Below are 18,565 nucleotides of genomic sequence, written 5' to 3'. Positions count from 1 at the left end.
TTGCAGTGGTGAGCCGGGCTTCACTGGGACACCCGTTCCTGCTCGATGCGGATCAGACCGAGCTCTGGATTTTGCTGGACGCGTCCGGTTTCTGTGTCGCCGCCGATAGCAGCCAGCCGACTCCAAAGAGCGCTGTCGGCGCCCACAGAATAAGATGCGCCAGCAACACGACGGCCGCTGCCATTGAGGTATCCACCCCCGCAAGTGTAAAGGCCTGAAGACCAAAAAATTCAAACGGACCAAAATGCCCGGGGAGACTGGGCACCAGTGTGCCGAGCGTGCTGAGGGCGAAGGCCAGAGACGGTTTCAACAAGGCATCGGTTGATCCGCCAAGGCTGACCCAAACACCTAGAAAAACGCCACTTTCCAAAAGCCACAAAGCAAATGACATGACGCTGAGCATGCTCAGCCGGCGCCAGGAACTGATTTGCGCGACAGCCTCCGATGCCGCTCGCAACGCAGCGATCAGAATAATGATGGGACCAAAGTTTATTTTCCGGAACAGTTTTTCGAGCAAGCGGTAAGAAAGCGCTGGGGCAAATAGCATCCCTAATCCGCCGGTAAGCGCGATGGCGAGCAAAAGCTGGAAATTCCACACCAATGCGGGTGGAGCAGTGAGGTCAACCAGCGCCAGTGACATCGCGCCCAACAGGACGATGGTGACAAGATCGAGAATGCGCTCGACGATCATCGTGCCGATGACTGTTCCTGCCGGGATATCGAACTGGCGGCTAAACCATAAAACACGAAAACCATCCCCTACCCGCAGGGGAAGAACATCGCTCATGCCAAAGCTGGCGATAAAGGGGCCGATCATCAATCGCAACGGCAAGCGGCGACCGGTTGCCGATTGCAGCATCATCCAGAACCGGACAGCCCTCAGAAGAAAGTCAGCGACAAAGGCCACGATGGCAAGGACGAGCGGCGCGACAGTCGCACGGCGCAGTATGGCGCCAACCTCTGGAAAGTGGACATTGCGCATGGCAAGGACGACAAACGTCGCCCCGACAATCAAGCCAAGTCCAACCCTGATTATTCTGCCTGTCCGGCCCTGATTGAACTCCGTTTGATCAGCCATTCGGGCTTGCCATGTATTGGAGATGGAGCGCGGCGAGCGTCGTGCGATTGGTGATATCCAGCTTGCGGTAGATGTTGTTTAGATGAATGCCGATGGTCCCTTCGGTTGTTCCCAGCTTCTGTGCAATGGCCCGGTTGGACAGTCCTCCGCAGATCTGTACCGCGACCTCCCTTTCGCGCACGGTCAGCAGATCGAGTTTTTGAGGGCTATCGGATGGCCCGGCGCTCGTTGCCCGGTCCACGAGCTCCTGCGGCAGCCACTTCTCTCCGCTTGCGACCTGCCGCATGCAATCCAGGAGAGCTTCGGGGGCATATTCCTTCAAGAGGATGCCCCACGCCCCCATCGATATTGCGTCCGCGATCTGGCGGCCCGTCAGAGTCGCGGTGAGGAAAATTACCTTCACCGGTAGCCGCCCTTTAAAGACGGTTCGCTGGATCTCCAGTCCACCAACATCCGGCATGGAAACATCGAGCACGGCCAGATCGGGTCGGAGATCGCTAATGAGCGACAACGCCTGCGCCCCGCTCGCCGTTGCCGCCAACACGTTGAAATCCGACGCGGTTTTCAGCAGACCCTGCAATCCGCGGAGCAGCAAAGGATGATCGTCGGCGAGGACAACGGAAAACATTACCGCGCTGCCTGGCCCAGGGGCAATGCAATGCGCAGGCTAAGTCCCGGCGATGCGGCGCGTATCGTCAAGTTACCCTTGAGCTCGGTAACCCGCGCGCACAGCGACAACGGCCGTTTCGGTTCAACATCAGCTGCCATTCCCGATCCGTTGTCGGAAATTTCGAGCTCAACGCCGCGATCGGCACGAACAAGTTCAATCCGCACTTGCGTCGCCTTTCCGTGCCGGACGGCGTTGGCGGTAGCCTCGGAGACAAGCTGCATGATTTCATGCTGCATGGATTTTGGAACTTCGAGGTTCGGCGGATCAAGAGTAGCCTCGATCCGGCAATCCCATTGCTGCCTCAGAAGCTCGATTAGACCGGGCAGCGCCTGGTAGAGCGGAGCCTCATCATATTGTTGGTGGACGGCGCACTGTTCATCGACATATCGCCGGATACGTTGTTGCAAATTGAAAACAAGCGTATTCACATCGACCACGTTCGCCTTGGGTTCCTTGGAAACGGATTTGGCGATGAGCTTGAGTTTCAAGCTGGCGGCAGTGAGATCCTGCAGAATGCTGTCATGCAGGTCGCGCGCGAGCCGCACGCGCTCTTCAGCGCGCGCCGTCTCGGTTGTTTGCTGCATCAGCGCCAGACGTCCTAGTTCCGATCTGAATCTCATAGCGATGATTTCAGTGAGCGAACCGCATTCCTCGGGATGACAGGCCGGATCGATAACGAAAACCCGCCCGCGGTACCGCACGCTGGAAAATGCCGCCGAGCAGATATATTTGAAGGGCGTGCGAACTTCCGCCGCCAGTTCCGGCAGGTCACGGAAAATTCCAGCCACTTCGGCGTCGATGACCGCCACCATTCCGCCTCGGTCGAGATCGGGCGTTGGCGGTTCTGGATCGTGTTGACTCCAGAAAGCCGCTCCCCGAACGTCAGTCAGCCGCAAATCGCCCTTCAGCCAATAGGCGACGCTGCCGATATCTTCCTCCTGATCCCGCCAAACGACCAACAGGCCAGGGTCACCCATCACGCCGGCCGCGTGGTTGAAAAGGCCGCGCAGCCATGACAGCCGATCGCCGGTAATTGCATCGAACGGCCAATGGGCAAGCTGCGTCAGACGCTGGCGGTGGTGTTCACGATAAGCGCCGAAATAGCCGAGCATAACGGCCGCAACCATGAAATAGGTCGCACGCATTATAAATACGTTGAGTTCGGGCGGGCCGCCGTTCGCCAGATCGGGCACACCAATAATGACCAGAACGACTTGCAAAACGGCAGCGCCCATAACAGCCCCCCTCAGTCCCCAGCGCAGGGTCATGGAAAGCAAGATAAAAGGCAGGAAGGAAAAAAACGGACTTGTGAGTTCATCCGAAAAAAAAGCGAGACAGCCCAGTATTACGGCATCGATGAGATGAACGAGGAGGTGAATCGGGCTATCGAGAGACTTTCGCAACGGAAATACAACGAGAAGCAAGGAAAGGACCATGTAGAGGCCAAGAATTACTTGCGATTCAACCAGAAAGGACGCTGGGTCGGTGGGGTCAAGATAGATTGCCAGGACAGCGAACAGCGCGGTGACCAGGCGGCAGATGTTGATCAGCGCTTCGGGATCCGATGTCACCAGGAAGTTTCTGACCGATCTGCCAATCCTCATTGGACGGGCGTCAGAGCCGGCGCGTCTCATCCGAGTAACAAGGCCAAAATCAAGGCTTGTCATGCAAACTCCTTGTCGAAGCACCGTGCATCGCGGCCGGCGGAGCCACGCGACCCTCAACAAGCGTGCGAGCGGAGTTGGGACTGCCGCGCAAGCCATTGCGTCGCCGCCGGCGCGAGCAGGATGAACACGCCGGTGCAGGAGCTGGACAAGAAAGAATTAAGGTATCAACGGTGTCCTTGCACCGTACCAAAACGTGGTAGTCCGGCTAAGCCAAGGATACCAAATGGACGTGACATCGGGGCCTTAGCCATTCCCATCCGCCGCAAGTCGGCGCGTATCCTTGTCACCAAAAAAGCGGAACGCGGGTTGCGCGTTCCGCTTAGCGGTCCGGGAGGACGCTGGGGTTCGGCATCGACCCGATGAGCGGGTCGATGTTCTGGTGGCTCAGATCGTCTTGGCCGACATCTGCGCGGCGATGTAGTCGGCCTGTCGGATCGCCAGCGACACGATCGTCAGGGTCGGGTTTTCGGCGGCACCCGTGGTGAATTGGCTGCCGTCCGACACGAACAGGTTCTTGATGTCGTGCGCCTGGCCATGCTTGTTGACGACGCCGTCGGCCGCTTTCTCGCTCATCCGGTTGGTGCCGAGATTGTGGGTCGACGGATAGGGCGGCGTCGGGAAGGTGCGCGTGGCGCCGACCGCGGCGTAAAGCGCCGAGGCCTGCTTGTAGGCGTGGTTGCGCATCGCGGTGTCGTTGGGATGATCGTCGAAATGCACGTCGGCGATCGGCATGCCATGTTCGTCCTTCATGTCGGCATGCAGCGTGATGCGGTTCTCCGCGCGCGGCATGTCCTCACCGACGATCCACAGGCCGGCCATGTGGTCGTAGTGGTCGAGCGCCGTGGTGAACGACCGGCCCCAGCCGCCCGGATCGAGGAAGGCCGCCATGAACGGCAGCCCGAGCGACAGCGTCTCGAACTCGTAGCCGCCGACGAAACCGCGCGACGGATCATGGCGCGCCTCGTCGCGGATGATGCCAGCCATGGTGGTGCCGCGATACATGTGCACGGGTTTCTCGAAGATGGCATAGACCGAGCCGGTGGTGTGGCGCATGTAGTTCTTGCCCACCTGACCCGACGAATTGGCGAGGCCGTGCGGGAACTTCGCTGATTCGGAATTCAGCAACAGGCGCGGGCTCTCTATGGAATTGCCGGCGACAGCGACGATGCGGGCCTTCTGCTCCTGCAGCTTGCCGTCCTTGTCGGCATAGACGACCCCGGTCACCTTGCCCGAGGCGTCATGGTTGATCTTGATCACCATTGCGTTCGGCCTGACCTCGAGGTGCCCTGTCGCCTCGCCTTTGGGGATCTCGGTGTAGAGCGTCGACCATTTGGCGCCCCATTTGCAGCCCTGGAAGCAGAACCCTGTCTGCTGGCAGGAATTGCGGTCGTCGCGCTGGACCGAGTTTATCGCCATGTTGCCGGTGTGGCATTCCTTGTAGCCGAGCTTGTCGGCGCCCGCCTTCAGCACCTTGAAGTTGTTGTTGCCCGGCAGTCTCGGCCAGTCGTTGGTGCCGGTCACGCCCATCTTTGCCTCGGCCTTGGCGTAGTAGGGCTCCATCTCGGCCAGCGTGATCGGCCAGTCGAGCAGGTTCGCGCCCTTCAGTTTGCCATAGGTCGATAGCGTCTTGAACTCATGCTCCTGGAAGCGCAGCGAAGCTCCGGCCCAGTGCGTGGTCGAGCCGCCCACCGACTTGACGATCCAGGCCGGCAGGTTCGGGAAATCCTTGGCCACGCGCCAGTCGCCGGACGTGGTGCGTTTGTCCTTCCAGGCGAGTTGGGTGAATGAATCCCACTCGTCATTGACGAAGTCCTCGTATTCGTGGCGCGCGCCGGCCTCCAGAATGACGACATCGATACCCTTCTGGGCAAGTTCATTGCCGAGCGTGCCGCCGCCGGCGCCCGAGCCGATGATGACGACCACACCGTCGTTTTTGAGATCAAATGATGCTGCCATGGTTTCCTCCCATGATTTCCTGTTTGCGGGGTCTCACGACGAAGGGGCTCAGAGCCACTCGATGTCGTTGAAACCGCGCGCGATATAGCCGCCCTTGGAATAGGACTCGCCCTCGTAGCCGAAGATCGGCCATACCTCTTTCTGGTTGTAGAGGCCGACGACGAGACCGCCACGGATGGCCTGGAAGAAGGGCGTCGTCTCGATCTGCTTCAGAACCGCGACACGCTGGTCTTCCCAGCCAAGAGCCCGGTAGCCGCCCTCACCCGACTTCTTGTCGAGATCGGCGATGCCGTCTTCGATCATCGCCTTGTGGGCGGCGTCCTTGCCGGCCTGCTCGTCATGGCCTTTCACGGCAATGGCGTAATATTTGTCGGGAACCTGATCGTGCGGATAGATGTCGCGCGCCATCTGGATCAGCGTCGCCATCGTTTCGGGCTTGAGCGCCGATGTCTCAAGCCCCCAGGCATGTTCGGGGCTGATCACGGCGCTGCCCGAAATGACGAGCAAAGCGCCGATGCCACCGCGTTTGAGAAGCTCACGACGTGAAAGTCCAGGCTTCCCGTCATAGATCGTGACCATGTATTCCTCCCTGCTTGCTATTTGCACCCCTTGAGGGTGCCGTTGCTGGCGCCGCATCTCCCGGTGCGGCTGCGATGTCTCCTATTTGAAGCGGCCTCCGCGTTGCAGAACCTCGATCTTGTAGCCATCCGGATCCTCGATGAAGAAGAAGCGGGCGATCAGCGAGCCGTCGCGGTTGAACTCGACGATCTTCTTGGGGTTGAGGCCAAGCGCGCCGAGACGGTCATGTTCGCTGTCGAGGTCGACGACCGAGACCGCGAGGTGGCCGTAGCCGTCGCCAAGCACATAGGGCTCCCGCCGCCCCTTGTTCACGGTCAATTCGACCTCGAACCCTGTCTCGGCGTTGCTGAGATAAATGAGCGTGAATGTCTCGAAGTCCAGCCTGTCGGCGACATCGAGCCCGAAGGCATGTCTGTAGAAGTCGACGGATCGGGCCTCCTCGAGAACCCGTATCATGCTGTGGATCGCCTTTGCCAAATCAGTCTCCGCCGTGGTGAACGGAAGCGATTATGGGCGGCGCGGGCAAAAGATGGTGGCAGCCGGTTACCACGCCCAGACTCGTGAAATGCCCCGCTCGCCCATCAGGGACGAAAGTCCGATTGCCGTACGGGCATTTTTGCCTGAAAGTACCATTGGGGACGAGTTGTTCGGCAAAGTGCAGCCCGTCCACCCAAAACCAACAATCATGGGAGGTTTGTCGGATGTGCAGGGTATTTGCGGGCCAGGACCCCGAAGGCTATCGCCAGATCAACCGGTCGATTCGCATTGACGGGCATTCGACCAGTATTCAGCTCGAGGCGACATTCTGGGCGCTGCTTGATGAAATCGCCGACAGCCAGGGTCTGACGACGCCGAAATTCATCTCGAAGCTCTATGACGAAGCCATCGAGATCAACGGCGCCATTCCAAACTTCGCGTCGATGCTGCGCACCACCTGCGCCCTCTATCTGCGCGGCCATCGGCCGGGCATGGAGGAGCAGATGGCGCCGAAGCGGCAAGCCGCCTAGACTAGCGTCCCTCTGTGGCGACAGCGAGCGCCAACCGGCTCATCTCGGTGAAGAGCGCTTGGCGCTCGGAATAGTCGGTTTGTTCGCCGGTGACGATATTGTCCACCACGGTCAGGATCGACAGCGCCCGGGCGCCGAAATAAGCGGCAATGCGATAAAGCGCGGCGGTTTCCATATCCACGGCCAGAGCGCCGGCCGCCTGCGCTTCGACAAAGCGGACGCGGCCTTCCGGATGATGGAAGACATCGCTGCAAACCGTCAGGCCTGCGTGATGGTCAATGCCAAGTTCGGCTGCCTTGGCCAGGGCGCGGGCAAGCAGCGCCGGATCCGGTCCGGCAACGGCTTCATAAAGGCCGAAAACCTGGCCGCTCTGGGCGCTTTCCGCGCGTGCTGATCGCGAGATGACAAGGCTGCGCAGTTTTGTCCTGGCGGTCAGGCCGCCGCAGGTACCGGTGCGGATCAGTGTCCGGGCACCATAAAAATCCAGCAGCTCATGCGCATAGATCAGAAACGACGAGACGCCGATGCCCGTCGCCTGAATGCTGACCGGTTTGCCGCGGAACAATCCGGTAAAGCCAAGGGCGCCCCGCCGGCGATTGATGCAGCGCGGCGCTTCCAGGAATGTTTCCGCCATCCACTCGGCGCGTTGCGGGTCGCCCGGCAGCAACACCGTACCGGCATAGTCGCCCTTGTCTGCCTCGATATGTGGCGTCAACCGCTGCTCTCCCAAGCCCGCTTGCCGTTTCACCCGAAATCATGGCGTTGTCACGGCATTACGCAAGGGCAGAGCATCGGAAGCAGCTAGGATTCCAGCACGTCCTTGACAATCGTCGCCAGCTGCTTGAGCGAAAACGGCTTCGGCAGGAAGCCGAAATGCGCGTCTGCCGGCAGGTTTCTGGCGAAGGCGTCCTCGGCATAGCCTGACACGAAGACGAACTTGATATCCGGCTGGCGCTTGCGCAGTTCACCAAGCAGCGTCGGCCCGTCCATCTCCGGCATCACCACGTCGGACACGACGATGTCGACCTTGCCGCCCAGCGCCTCGAACACTTCCAGCGCCTCGACGCCCGAGGATGCCTCGTGCACGGTATAGCCGCGCGACACCAGCGCCCGCATGCCGCCCATGCGCACGGCGTCCTCATCCTCCACGAGCAGCACCGTGGCGGAGCCTGACAGATCCTTGGCCGTATCGACAACCTTCGCCGGCACCGCCGGCGCATCGCCGGGCTCGCCCGCCTTCTTCACTTCCGCCATGTGGCGCGGCAGGAAGATGCGGAAAGTTGACCCTTTGCCGACCTCGGAATCGCAGAAGATGAAGCCGCCGGTCTGCTTGATGATGCCATAGACCATCGACAGGCCAAGGCCGGTGCCCTTGCCGACCTCCTTGGTGGTGAAGAAGGGCTCGAAAATCTTCTTCAGCACGTCGGGCGCGATGCCGCTGCCGCTATCCTCGACCTCGACCACGACATAGTCGGCCGGAGTGAGTTCGCGGTAGGAAAAGGCCTTGCATTCCTCGGCCGTCACATTGCGGGTGCGCACGGTAAGATCGCCGCCGGCCGGCATTGCGTCGCGGGCGTTGACCGCAAGGTTGACCACCACCTGTTCAAACTGCCCGATATCGACCTTGACCGGCCACAGGTCGCGGCCATGGTCGACCTTCAGCTTGATGTCATTGCCGACAAGACGGGCTAGCAACATCCTGAGGTCGGCGAGCACGTCGGTCAGGTTTAACACCTCGGGCCGCAGCGTCTGCTTGCGCGAGAACGCCAGCAGTTGCCGCACCAGTGAGGCTGCCCGGTTGGCGTTCTGCTTGATGTTCATGATGTCGGGGAAGGATGGGTCCGACGGGCGGTGGTTGGTCAACAGCAGGTCCGAGGCCATGATGATGGCGGTCAGCACATTGTTGAAGTCGTGCGCGATGCCGCCGGCAAGTTGGCCGACCGCCTGCATCTTCTGGCTTTGCGCCATCTGCCCTTCGAGTGCCTTCTGCTCAGTGGTCTCGACGGCGTAGACGATGGCCGACTCCTCGGCGCCCTCGCCGCCGGTCCCGTCGGCGACCGCGTTGACGTAGAAACGGATGTGCCGTTCATCGTTGCCGGGCAACAAGGTGTCGATCGGCTCGATGTCGGCCTGTCGCTGCCGGGCTTTTTCGAAAGCGGAGGCAAAAGCCGGCCGGTCGCGCTCGTGGATCACCGTGTCCAGCCGCACGCGGCGATCGACCGCGTCCCCATCGACGACGGAGGAAAACAGCGACAGGAACGGCGCGTTGGTGCGCAGGATGCGCCCGCTCTTGTCGACGGCTGCAATGGCCATTGGCGTCGAATTGAAGAAACGGGTGAAGCGGACCTCTGAGGCGCGAAGATCGGCGGAAGCATCCTCGCCCTGCGTCCGATTGAGCACGATCGTGCGCGTCGGGCCGTTGACGCCTTCGCGGCTGGCCGAAACGCGATGCATGAAGCGTACCGGCAGCGCCTCGCCTTTCGTTGTTGTCAGATCGAGATCGAGGACTGCGTTGCGCGTGGTGCCCGGATCAGCCTTGACCGAGCGGACCAGTGCCATGCCATCGCCGGCCACGATCTCTGGCAAGGTGACGGAGCCGGGCGTGAAACTGGTAAGGTCGATACCCAGCCATTCGGCAAGCGTGGCATTGATGTAGGTGACACGGCCATCCTGGTCGGCCGAAAAGAAGCCGGCCGGCGCGTGGTCGAGGTGATCGATCGCCTTCTGCAAGTCGAGGAAGAAGCGCTCCTGCTCGGCCCGCTCCTGCGAAATGTCGGCAAGTTGCCAGGCCAGCATCGGCAGCCGCTGACCCGGCACGCTGAAGGTGCGGGCGCGGGCCCGGTACCAGCGGGCGCCTGGCTCAGCGCCTGGCCGAATGGACTGCGCGAGCCGAAACTCGCCGTCACCCGGTTGGCCGTCGCGCAGGCCGGACGCCAAGCGATAAATCGTCACCGAAGCTTCGGGAACATCCGAGAGCAAGCCCTCGACCGTCTTGAGGTCGGCCGCCGACGACGCTCCGGTCATGTCGGCATAGGATCGATTGGCGTAGACGACACGGCCCTTGGTATCCGTCACCAGAAGGCCCTGCGACATCGAATCAACGAATGCCTTCGACAGTTCATCGCCTGTCGAGCGTGGCGTGACCTGCACGAAGCCGATCGCCGTGGCGAAGAGGAAGCCGACACCGATCATCGCCAGCACGCCGAGCATGCCGAGCAGGAAAGGATCGCCGAGGCGCTCGCGGAAGAGGCCGAAGATGATGGCGGCCCCCGTCAGAACGACGATGAAAATGATAAGCCGGGTGACCGCGCCCGGTCGCGTGTTCTGGTCGACGATCGGTACCGGATAGAAATCGCCGCGCGCTTCCTTGGCCATGTGCCCCCTGCTCGTGAATTCCGGTGTCCGACACCCGCCCCTAGCGGGTTGAATCACATTCTCCTGGTCGGGAAAAGGCCTGGGTGGCAAATGTCCGATAAAAATGATGTCCTTTTGCCTTCGGAGTTTTCAAGCTGTTCACGAGCATGAATGGCAACTTGCGGTGGCCAGTCGCTACGGTCTAGTGTCGCCTCACTTCCAAAGTCCAAAGACGATCAGGGGAAACCAATGCAATGGCTGGATAGCGTGGCGGGCCCCGGTTATGCCGCGGCACTGCTGTGGACTTTTGCAGCTCTTATTCTGCTGGTCATCGTTCTCGTCATCATTAGGCTCGTGCGCAACCTGACCTTCGGAACCTTTGTCGCCGGCGGCAGGAACCGCAAGACGCGGCTGGCCGTCATGGACGCGACCGCCGTCGACAGTCATCGCCGCCTGGTGCTGGTGCGTCGGGATGACATCGAACATCTGATTCTGATTGGCGGCCCGACCGACGTTGTCGTCGAACGCGATATCCGGCTTTCGGCGCCGCGCCGTCCAGCGCTGACCGGAGATGGCGGCTTGCAGCCGGTCCAGGCCACCGCCGCCCCGGCGGCGAGGCCGCGTGCGCCTCAACCCGCTCCACCGCCTCCAAGACAGGCCCCCGCTCCGCAGCCGGTGACCACGGCGGCGCCTGCCCGTCCGCGTCCGGCCGCGCCGGCCCCAGCGCCAGCCCCGAAACTGGTGACGCAAAGCTACCAGCCGACCAATGTCACGCCGTTGCCCGCCTATGGGTCGGCGAACGCCAATGTCATTCGGCACGTGCCCCCTTCGCCGCCACAGGACAGCATCGACGATACGTTGATGAGGGAGCTCGAAGTGTCGCTCGACCAGCCCCGTTCAGGCGGCCCGGTGGGCAAACCCGCGGCAAAGGCACCGCCGTCGCTCGACGATGAAATGACCAAGCTTCTGGGCGAACTCGCCAGCCAGAAGAGATGATCAGATCCTGAGCCGCCGCCAGCCAGGGGGAATTGGACTGGTCGGGACCTTGGGCTTGCTTTAGGTCTTTTGCACTGGATGCGTGGCGTGCCAAGGAGAATGGCCGGAAAGCCGGCCATTTCAACATCGGCATCGCCGCGAACTGTCCTGGACACAGCCCTTTTTGGGCGATGCGTCAGTCGTCGCGATAGACTTTTTCGCGGCGCTCGTGCCGCTCCTGCGCTTCGATCGACAACGTCGCGATTGGACGCGCATCGAGCCGCTTCAACGCGATCGGCTCACCGGTCTCCTCGCAATAGCCATAGGTGCCTTCGTCGATGCGCTGCAAGGCGGAGTCGATCTTTGCAATGAGCTTGCGTTGACGGTCTCGGGCCCTGAGCTCGATTGCGCGGTCGGTTTCCGAAGAGGCGCGGTCGGCGAGATCAGGGTGGTTGGCGTTTTCCTGCTGCAGGATTTCGAGAGTTTCGCGCGCTTCGCGCAATATGTCATTCTTCCATGTGACGAGCTTCAGGCGGAAGTAGGATTTCTGCCGTTCGTTCATGAACGGCTCGTCTTCGGAGGGTACGTAATCGGCGGTAACGATGTCGTTCATTCGACTCACCCAAACTGCCCCAAATTTCGGGCCTATATATTCGCCGCCAAACGCCTGCACAAGCGCAATCGGCCGTCGTCTCACGCAATTGTTAATGTCAGGCAGCGGGACATCAGCGGCGTCCCTTCCGAGATCGATGCGAGCAAATTCACACGTGATTCGTTATGCTTGATGGGAAAGGGCCATTGTGCGCCCGGCCTTTCTCATGGCTAATCCAACAACGTCCTGGGCTTCGCTACGCGACACCAACGGGGGTTCGGTGAGCAGACTTTATCTGTTGAGACATGCCAAGGCCGGCTGGGCACTGCCTGGCGTTCGCGATTTCGATCGTCCGCTCGATGCATCCGGCCGCGCCGATGCCGAGGCAATGGGCGCAGCCATGCGGGCCAGAGGTTATATTCCGGACCTCACCCTTTGCTCCAATGCCAAACGAGCGCGCGAGACGCTGGAGGGGCTGGCCAATCAGACCGACACTGGCAAGGTTTTGTTCCTCGATACACTCTACAGTGAAGACGCCGCCGGATACCTGTCCACAATACGAGGCAATGGCGGTCCCAGCTCGTTGCTGGTCATCGGCCACAACCCGATGATGGAAGATCTCGCCTTGGCGGTTTCGGGCGACGGCGACGAGATGGCCCGGGCGACGCTGAACCACGGTTTCCCGACTTCGGGCCTGGCGGTCGTCCGCTTCGGTGGCGATCTGGCGAAAGCCGCCCAGGGCACCGGCTATCTCGAGGCGTTCCTGACACCCGCCGATCTCTGATGTCGATCTCCGGCGCCATTTCAAAGCCGGGTTCCAGAGCCTATATCGGACGGACCGAAGCCCGAAAGATCATACTTTGGCATCATCGCTGACCACCTTCACCGACGAGGCGAGAATTGCACTCGACACGCTGTCGGGCCGCGCCACCGGGCTTTTTTCTCCATCGCTGCGCCTTGGCGTGACGGGATTGTCACGCGCCGGCAAGACGGTATTCATATCCGCCTTTGTTCACAACCTGATCCATGGTGGGCGCCTGCCGCTGTTCGAGGGGCAGAAATCCGGGCGCATCGCCCGCGCTTTCCTTGAGCAGCAGCCGGACGATGCCGTACCGCGCTTCCAGTACGAAGACCATATCGCCGCCTTGGTCAACGACCGCGCCTGGCCTGATTCCACACGCGCCATTTCGGAGCTGCGGCTGACCATCGAATATGAATCGGCCTCCGGCTGGAGCCGCATGTTCTCCTCCGGCAAACTGTCGGTCGATATCGTCGACTATCCAGGTGAATGGCTGCTCGACCTGCCGCTGCTGGGCAAATCCTTCGCCGATTTTTCGCGCGAGGCGCTCGAACTGGCCTCTCTGCCGGTGCGCGAGGACCTGTCGCGGGCCTGGCGGGCGATATCAGCCGAAATCGACCCGAACGCCGACGCCGACGAGATGACCGCGCGTCGTCTGGCCGAAAGCTTCGCCGCCTACCTGAAAGCGTGCAAGCTCGACGAGCGGGCGCTTTCGACCCTGCCGCCCGGTCGCTTCCTGATGCCTGGCGATCTCGAAGGCTCTCCGGCGCTGACCTTCGCGCCCCTGGCTGATGTCGGCGACAGGCGCCCGCGCCCCGGGTCGCTGCACGCCATGATGGAAAGGCGCTACGAGGCCTACAAGACCCATGTCGTCAAACCCTTCTTCCGCGAACACATCGCGCGTCTCGATCGCCAGATCGTGCTGATCGACGCCATGCAGGCGCTGAACGCAGGCCCCGGAGCCATGGCTGACCTGGAGCGTGCGGTGACCGAGATCCTCAGCTGTTTCCGCCCTGGCCGGGGCAGCTTCCTCACCGACCTGTTTTCGCGGCGCATCGACCGCATTCTGGTTGCCGCTACAAAGGCCGATCACCTGCACCATGAAAGCCATGACCGTCTGCAGGCGATCGTACGGCGGCTGGCCGACCGCGCCGTGGCGCGTGCGAATTTCACCGGCGCCGATGTCGATGTGGTCGCCATGGCGGCCGTGCGCGCGACGCGCGAGGGCACCGTCAAGCAAGGCCGAGAGACGCTTCCAGTCATCATCGGCACGCCGATCGCTGGCGAGAAGATCAATGGCGAAACGTTTGATGGAAAGACGGAAACGGCCATATTTCCCGGTGATTTACCGGAGAACATTGATGCTGTGTTCGATGTTTCGGGACCCGACCACCGGCAGGACTCCGTCGATCCGACAATCCGCTTCGTCCGCTTCCGCCCGCCAAAGCTCGAACGCACGGCCGAAGGCGTCACGCTGTCGCTGCCGCATATCAGGCTCGACCGCGCCTTGCAGTTCCTGATTGGAGATCATCTGGCATGACCGCGCCCCGCAAGCCGGCGGCATTCCGCATCGAGCCGGAAGCCGTATCAAGACAAGAGGCGCCGGAGGCGCGCCGCGCCCGGGCCGAGACCCTGCGGAAACCCCGCGCGATGAAGACCGACACCGCGCTGGTCATACCGGCACAGGTCGACGTCTTCGACGAGCCCGACATTGTCGCCGCCGAACCGCCACCAGCGATCGCCCCCGGAAAACGCTCGCTGCTCGGCAGCATCTTCTTCGGCGCGTTTGGAGTGCTGATTTCGCTGGCTGTCGGCCTGTGGACCGATCAGCTGATACGCGACCTGTTCATGCGCGCCGAATGGCTGGGCTGGCTGGCCGCCGGCATGGCGGCCATCGCCGTACTGGCACTCCTGGTCATCCTGATTCGCGAGTTCCTGGCCATTGCCCGCCTCGCCGAAGTCGAAAAGCTGCAGAAACGGGCTCTCGATGCGATCGCGCGTGACGATCCCACGGTGGCACGGTCGGTTGTCGACGAGCTGTCTGCCTTTGTCGCGGCCAAACCCGAGACCGCGGCCGGCCGGCGCGCGCTCGCCGAACTGCGCGGGGAGATCATCGACGGCGGCAATCTGGTGCGCCTGGCCGAAGCGGAAATTCTCGGCCCTCTCGATGCCAGGGCAAAGGTGATGATTCTCGAGGCCGCCAAGCGCGTTTCGCTGGTGACGGCGGTCAGCCCGCGCGCGCTCGTCGATGTCGCCTATGTCGTGTTCGAGGCCGGGCGCCTCATTCGCCGCCTGTCGGAACTCTATGGCGGGCGGCCAGGAACGCTGGGTTTCTTCCGCCTGGCACGCAGCGTGCTCGCCCATCTGGCGGTCACCGGCGCGATCGCGGTCGGCGACAGTTTTGTCCAGCAGATCGTCGGCCACGGCCTGGCGGCACGCCTTTCGGCAAAACTTGGCGAGGGTGTCATCAACGGCATGATGACGGCGCGCATCGGCATCGCGGCAATGGAGACGGCAAGACCCCTGCCCTTCAGCGCCGCCAGGCGCCCGGGACTGGGCGATTTCCTCTCCGCGCTGACATCGTTTGCAACAAGGAAGGACGCCGAAACAACCGAGTCCGGCAAATAACGCCCGGATCTTCCGCACGATTGCCGGGTTGCGGTTTCGAGGCCTCGCAGTGACGAAGCATTAACCAATCTTGTTCATGGTCAGACGGGTTTCAAACAGCCTCTTTGTTGCCGGGTGTCGTCGATGAAAAGCGTAATTCTGTCCAGCGTCCTGCCCTTGGCGGCCGCGATCACCGCAGTCGTCGGTATTGCCTCAGGGGCTTCCGCGGCGGAACCGGACAAGCAGTTCTTCCACTCGGCCGAAGGCAAGTGGGTCGGCCCCGGCGAAATCGTCGCCGGCAAGTACAAAGGCACGAAATTCAACTGCAGCTTCACCGGCTCGACGCCCGACGGCAAGATGGGCATGACGCTCGATGGCGGCTGCCGGGTAGGCATGTTCACCCAGCAGATGTCGGCCAGGATCGAGCGCAAGGGCCGCGAGGGCTACAAGGGCAGCTTCATGGGCGGCGCGGCCGGTGCCGGCCTCGATATCGTCGGCGGCAATGTGGTCGATGCCCGCAAGGTGGTTTTCACCATCAATCGCAACCAGCTGCGCGGTGTGATGCAGGCTCGCATCCCCGACGACAATTCGATGACGGTAACCGTTGCGGTCCGAGTCTCCGATCAGCTGGTGCCTGTGATCGGCATGAGCCTGAAGCGCGTTGATACGGTCGAAGTCGGCTCCATCGCGCGGAACTGAACAATCATCGGTCGCCTGAGACAGAAAAGGCGGCGACCCAACGGTCACCGCCTCGTTGAAACCGTTTTGATCGAGGCACTTAGCCCTTGATCGCGGCCGTCACCTCGTCATAGGCCTTGCAGGCGTCGGCCAGTGTCGTCGCGCCCTGATACTTGGTTGTCACCGCCTGGACCTTGGCCGTCAGATCAGCCGCCTTGGACGGATCCTTGGTGATCGCCTCCTGCAGCGCGGCAGCCATGTCCTGCGCCTTCTTGGTCGCGATCTCGGTCGTGCACTCCGGCGCCTTCGAACAAGCCGAACCAGCAAGCACCGCCAAGCCGACGGCAACAAACAAAAACTTCTTCATGTCAGTCACTCTCCTCAAAAAGGGCGCGACTTGATCGTCGCTCGCCCTCCAATGGCCGAAGCCAATCGTCCTTAGCCTTCGATTGTGGCAACAAGCAACGCGCGTCTGGCGTAAACTTGTGTAACGCGCCTACAACATTGCCGGTGGGACTTGCACTGTTCGCCCCCTGCCGAAGCTCTTATCTGTGCCGCTTGGCGCATACCTGTAAAAATCGAATCGATTTTCGCCGGTATCATGCGCACATCAAAATGCCGCCTTACGAAAATCGGAATCGATTTTCGCTGGGGATCATGCGCAAAATTAAAGCGTTGCAGCGTCTTTTGGGTGTCCGCGAGGACCGTCTTGTGCTGCAGCTCCGGCTGCATAAGGCTGCGGTCCTCAAACGAGCGGAATGGCGGGCATGGCGGTAGAGGCATCGAACAGCGATCTGGTCCAGGTGGTGGCACTGCTTGCTGCCGGCGTTGTCGCCGTTCCCATCTTCAAGCGCATGGGCCTTGGCTCCATTCTTGGCTATCTGGCCGCCGGCGTGGTGATCGGCCCATTCGGTCTTCGCATCTTCTCCGAATCAGGAGCCATTCTTCATGTCGCCGAGCTCGGCGTGGTGATGTTCCTGTTCATCATCGGGCTGGAAATGCAGCCGTCACGGCTGTGGGGCCTGCGCCGCGAGATCTTTGGCCTCGGTGCGCTGCAGGTCGGCGTCTGCGCCGTTTTGCTGACCGGTGTCGGCGTGGCGGGAGGCTTTCCGATCTCGCAATCCTTCGTCGCCGGCGCCGGCTTCGTGCTGACCTCGACGGCAATCGTCATGCAACTGCTCGAGGAGCGCGGCGAAATCGCCGCGCCGAAAGGCCAGCGCATCGTCTCCATCCTGCTGCTCGAGGATCTGGCGATCGTGCCGCTGCTGGCCTTGATCGCGTTCCTGGCCCCCGGCGGTGCCGATACCAGCCTGACGGAACGCCTGACCGAGATCGGCATCGGCCTCGCCGCGATCGTCGGACTGGTGCTCGCCGGACGCTATCTGCTCAATCCGTTCTTCCGCATCCTGGCGGATGCCCGTGCCCGCGAAGTGATGACGGCGGCGGCACTTCTGGTCGTTCTCGGGTCCGCGCTCGCCATGCAGCTCAGTGGCCTGTCAATGGCGATGGGTGCATTCCTGGCCGGCGTGCTTCTGTCCGAATCGACCTTCCGCCATCAACTCGAAGCCGACATCGAACCGTTCCGCGGCATCCTGCTCGGCCTGTTCTTCCTTGCGGTCGGCATGTCGCTCGACCTGCATGTGGTGGTCGAGAACTGGCGGCTGATCGCCATCTATGTCGTGGCCTACATGGTGATGAAGGCGCTCGGCATCTACATCGTCGCCCGCATCCTGAAAACCGGCCACCGCGAAGCGCTGGAACGTGCGGTCTTCATGGCGCAAGGCGGCGAATTCGCCTTTGTCCTCTATTCCGCCGCCGCCGCGGTCGGCATCATCGACAGCCAGGCCAACGCGACGCTGACCGCGGTCGTCATCATCTCCATGGTGCTGACGCCACTGGCGATCATCGCGCTGCGGTACCTCACGCCGCGCGACGAGCAGTCGCTCGACGGGGTCGACGTTGCAGACGGCCTTACCGGAAGCGTCCTGATCATCGGCTTCGGCCGTTTTGGCCAGATCGCCAGCCAGCCGCTGCTGCTGCGCGGCATCGATGTGTCGATCATCGACAACGAGGTCGAAATGATCCAGGCCGCGGCCGATTTCGGCTTCAAGGTCTATTATGGCGACGGCACGCGGCTGGACATCCTGCATGCCGCCGGCGCCGGCCGGGCGCGCGCCGTGCTGATCTGCGTCGACAAACCCGATGTCGCCGTTCGCATCGCCCAGCTGATCAAGGCCGAATTCCCTTTGCTCACGGTCCTGGCACGAGCCTTCGACCGCGGAACAGCGCTGCAGCTCATTCGCGCCGGAGTCGACTTCCAGCTGCGCGAAACCTTCGAATCGGCGTTGGTTTTCGGCGGCTCGGCCCTGGAATCACTCGGCGTCGATCCGGAAGATGTGGCCGACGTCATCGAGGATGTCCGCCGCCGCGACGCCGCCCGCTTCGAGACGCAGCTCGCCGAAGGCATCCGCGCCGGGCAGCGCTTCCTGAAGGGCAATATCGGCACCCCCATCCCCACACCCCTTACGCAGCCGCGCCGCGCCGGCCAGGCACTCAACGAAGAGACGGCCGGCGTGCTGCACAAATCCGAACCCGCGGACTGA

The 18,565-nt window shown here is 61.9% G+C and carries 17 protein-coding genes; 7 read left to right on the top strand and 10 right to left on the bottom strand.

The annotated features are described in order from the left end of the window. Positions 1-52 precede the first annotated feature (52 nt). From OOJ09_RS12350 to OOJ09_RS12325, 6 genes are all read right to left on the bottom strand, one after another. Positions 53-1,078 carry a lysylphosphatidylglycerol synthase transmembrane domain-containing protein gene (locus tag OOJ09_RS12350; protein ID WP_269905480.1) on the bottom strand — a complete coding sequence of 342 codons (1,026 nt, stop codon included), beginning with the start codon at positions 1,076-1,078 and terminating at the stop codon, positions 53-55. After that, entirely contained in the window at positions 1,071-1,706 is a 636-nt protein-coding gene (locus tag OOJ09_RS12345) for a response regulator (RefSeq protein WP_269905479.1), read from the bottom strand. Before OOJ09_RS12345 ends, OOJ09_RS12350 begins: the two co-directional genes overlap by 8 nt. After that, positions 1,706-3,415 carry a sensor histidine kinase gene (locus OOJ09_RS12340; protein ID WP_269905478.1) on the bottom strand — a complete coding sequence of 570 codons (1,710 nt, stop codon included), beginning with the start codon at positions 3,413-3,415 and terminating at the stop codon, positions 1,706-1,708. Before OOJ09_RS12340 ends, OOJ09_RS12345 begins: the two co-directional genes overlap by 1 nt. A gap of 384 nt (positions 3,416-3,799) precedes the next feature. Continuing rightward, a complete protein-coding gene (locus OOJ09_RS12335; protein WP_269905477.1) occupies positions 3,800-5,371 on the bottom strand; it encodes a GMC family oxidoreductase in 1,572 nt (523 codons plus the stop codon). Between the two features lie 48 nt (positions 5,372-5,419). Beyond that, positions 5,420-5,950 carry a gluconate 2-dehydrogenase subunit 3 family protein gene (locus OOJ09_RS12330; RefSeq protein WP_269905476.1) on the bottom strand — a complete coding sequence of 177 codons (531 nt, stop codon included), beginning with the start codon at positions 5,948-5,950 and terminating at the stop codon, positions 5,420-5,422. 81 nt (positions 5,951-6,031) lie between these two features. After that, on the bottom strand, positions 6,032-6,427 hold the full coding sequence (locus OOJ09_RS12325; protein ID WP_269905475.1) for a VOC family protein: 396 nt from the start codon (positions 6,425-6,427) through the stop codon (positions 6,032-6,034). A 224-nt stretch (positions 6,428-6,651) separates the two neighbouring features. On the opposite strand from OOJ09_RS12325, the gene OOJ09_RS12320 reads away from it, so the two are divergent. Then, complete coding sequence (locus OOJ09_RS12320) at positions 6,652-6,957, top strand: ribbon-helix-helix domain-containing protein (RefSeq protein WP_269905474.1); 306 nt, start codon at positions 6,652-6,654, stop codon at positions 6,955-6,957. A gap of 1 nt (position 6,958) precedes the next feature. Here the strand turns inward: OOJ09_RS12320 and OOJ09_RS12315 are convergent, their stop codons facing one another. Both OOJ09_RS12315 and cckA read right to left on the bottom strand, forming a co-directional pair. Then, complete coding sequence (locus OOJ09_RS12315; RefSeq protein ID WP_269905473.1) at positions 6,959-7,672, bottom strand: DeoD-type purine-nucleoside phosphorylase; 714 nt, start codon at positions 7,670-7,672, stop codon at positions 6,959-6,961. Positions 7,673-7,758: 86 nt separating this feature from the next. Then, positions 7,759-10,332: a cell cycle histidine kinase CckA gene (cckA, locus tag OOJ09_RS12310; RefSeq protein WP_269905472.1), complete on the bottom strand. Its 2,574-nt coding sequence runs from the start codon at positions 10,330-10,332 to the stop codon at positions 7,759-7,761. A 228-nt stretch (positions 10,333-10,560) separates the two neighbouring features. Here cckA and OOJ09_RS12305 point away from each other — a divergent pair, with 228 nt between their 5' ends. Further along, positions 10,561-11,307 carry a flagellar biosynthetic protein FliO gene (locus OOJ09_RS12305; protein ID WP_269905471.1) on the top strand — a complete coding sequence of 249 codons (747 nt, stop codon included), beginning with the start codon at positions 10,561-10,563 and terminating at the stop codon, positions 11,305-11,307. Positions 11,308-11,482: 175 nt separating this feature from the next. Here the strand turns inward: OOJ09_RS12305 and dksA are convergent, their stop codons facing one another. Beyond that, entirely contained in the window at positions 11,483-11,899 is a 417-nt protein-coding gene (dksA, locus tag OOJ09_RS12300; RefSeq protein WP_010909647.1) for an RNA polymerase-binding protein DksA, read from the bottom strand. A 259-nt stretch (positions 11,900-12,158) separates the two neighbouring features. On the opposite strand from dksA, the gene OOJ09_RS12295 reads away from it, so the two are divergent. The 4 genes from OOJ09_RS12295 to OOJ09_RS12280 all read left to right on the top strand — a co-directional run bounded on the left by OOJ09_RS12295 (position 12,159) and on the right by OOJ09_RS12280 (position 15,983). After that, entirely contained in the window at positions 12,159-12,662 is a 504-nt protein-coding gene (locus tag OOJ09_RS12295) for a SixA phosphatase family protein (protein ID WP_269905470.1), read from the top strand. A gap of 76 nt (positions 12,663-12,738) precedes the next feature. Next, on the top strand, positions 12,739-14,217 hold the full coding sequence (locus OOJ09_RS12290) for a YcjX family protein (RefSeq protein WP_269905469.1): 1,479 nt from the start codon (positions 12,739-12,741) through the stop codon (positions 14,215-14,217). Beyond that, entirely contained in the window at positions 14,214-15,305 is a 1,092-nt protein-coding gene (locus OOJ09_RS12285) for a YcjF family protein (protein ID WP_269905468.1), read from the top strand. The genes OOJ09_RS12290 and OOJ09_RS12285 overlap by 4 nt, the downstream gene beginning before the upstream one ends. A gap of 123 nt (positions 15,306-15,428) precedes the next feature. Then, complete coding sequence (locus OOJ09_RS12280; protein WP_269905467.1) at positions 15,429-15,983, top strand: hypothetical protein; 555 nt, start codon at positions 15,429-15,431, stop codon at positions 15,981-15,983. 79 nt (positions 15,984-16,062) lie between these two features. Here the strand turns inward: OOJ09_RS12280 and OOJ09_RS12275 are convergent, their stop codons facing one another. Further along, positions 16,063-16,329 carry a hypothetical protein gene (locus tag OOJ09_RS12275; RefSeq protein WP_172228649.1) on the bottom strand — a complete coding sequence of 89 codons (267 nt, stop codon included), beginning with the start codon at positions 16,327-16,329 and terminating at the stop codon, positions 16,063-16,065. A 400-nt stretch (positions 16,330-16,729) separates the two neighbouring features. Here OOJ09_RS12275 and OOJ09_RS12270 point away from each other — a divergent pair, with 400 nt between their 5' ends. After that, positions 16,730-18,565 carry a monovalent cation:proton antiporter-2 (CPA2) family protein gene (locus OOJ09_RS12270; protein ID WP_269905466.1) on the top strand — a complete coding sequence of 612 codons (1,836 nt, stop codon included), beginning with the start codon at positions 16,730-16,732 and terminating at the stop codon, positions 18,563-18,565.

Origin of the sequence: Mesorhizobium qingshengii (assembly GCF_027563465.1) — a bacterium.
In the GTDB taxonomy this organism is placed as follows: Bacteria; Pseudomonadota; Alphaproteobacteria; order Rhizobiales; family Rhizobiaceae; genus Mesorhizobium; species Mesorhizobium qingshengii_A.
The sequence above is the reverse complement of the archived record's forward strand: the minus strand, read 5'-3'. Positions and strand labels throughout refer to the sequence as shown.